At 59.0% G+C, this 1,421-nt stretch carries 1 protein-coding gene; it reads right to left on the bottom strand.

Translation table 11 applies throughout. From position 1 onward, the window contains the following. The coding region (locus tag IV098_RS14220) for a Cache 3/Cache 2 fusion domain-containing protein (protein WP_296890209.1) at nt 1–1,166 on the bottom strand (1,166 nt) is incomplete at its 3' end. Nucleotides 1,167–1,421: the final 255 nt, after the last annotated feature.

Raw genomic sequence — 1,421 nt, 5'->3', positions numbered from 1 at the left:
GCGCTGCGCACTTCGCTGATGATCTGTGACAGCTTGACGACCATCGAGCGCATCGAATTATTCAACTGGCCGACCTCGTCGCCGGACGCCACATCGATCTGAATGTTCAGATCGCCTTCTGCCAGTCGTTGAGTGATCCAGGTCGCTTTCGCCAGGGGGCGCGTCACCCACATCTGGGTCATCCAGTAGAGGACGGCCAGCATCAGCGGAACAACCAACGCGGTCGCGAGCATGAGCGCGTTGCGGATCTCGACGCTGTCGCGGGTGAATTCCTCGAGATAGCTGCCCGACGCCACGACCCAGTTCCACTCCTTGAAGTGATCGTAGGCCACGATCTTCTCGCGAGCCGCGGTCTCGCCCAGGGTGGCATTGATCCAGGGATAGGTAATGACGCCCCGTTTCTTCTCCAGGATTTCCTTGATGAATTCGTGGCCGTCCGAATCCTTGGCGGCCAGGATGTTTTCGCCTGCCTTCGCCGGATGGACCACGAGGTTTCCGAGATCCTTGCCGGGTTTGGCATCGAGCACGTAGACGTAACCGGTCTCGCCGATCTTCAGCGCCAATATTTTGTCGCGCAGCGCCGTCAAGCCGGCAGTGAAATCCTCGCCGACGAACAGAATGCCGATCACCTTGCCGTTGCGGTCCTTGATCGGCACATATTGGGTCATGTAGTCCTTGCCGAACAGGTTCGCTTTGCCGATGAACGGCTGGCCGGCCAGCAGGCTGGCGTATCCCGGATGGGCGCGATCGAGTTCCGTCCCGATGGCCCGCTGCCCGTTCTCTTTCTTGATGGAGGTGGCAATGCGGATGAAGTCGTCGCCTTTGCGGACAAACACGGTAGCCACGCCGTCGGTCATCGCACTGAAACGATCCACCTGGGAAAAATTCAGGTTGAGCGTTTCCGCGCCCGACCGGAGGACCGGCGTTGCCTTCGCTCCGATGGCGACGGTGGCGGTTTCATCCAGCACGAATCCGCCGTCGAAATAGGATGCGAACACCTTCGCCAGCTTGTTCGTGCTCTGCTCGAGGCTGGCGTTATAGGAAGACATCATGTCGATGACAAGACGGTTCTGCTGTTCCAGGTCAGCGAGGTGGCTGGCTGCCATGGACTTGCTGATATAGGCCGTCAGCGCATACACCGCCGCCACCATGACGCAGCCGATCATTACAAACTGCACGATGGACAGCTTGGTTCCTATGGACAGGTTTGAAAAACGTCGGGGAAACAAAATAATCATCCTTGTCAGTACGTTATGAATTCATGTCACTGCTTCACTTCGCGGAATGGCCGGCCACTCCAATCAGGCTGCAGTCGGCTCCGGCTCCGCCAGCGCCGGGCTGCCGCCCGCGGCCTTGCCCAGCATCACCAGCTCGTCGGTGGACAACACCTTGTCGACGCTCAGGATGATGACGAACCTGTC

The organism is Thiobacillus sp., assembly GCF_018780105.1.
Taxonomy (GTDB): Bacteria; Pseudomonadota; Gammaproteobacteria; order Burkholderiales; family Thiobacillaceae; genus Thiobacillus.
This window is presented reverse-complemented; position numbering and strand designations above follow the sequence as displayed.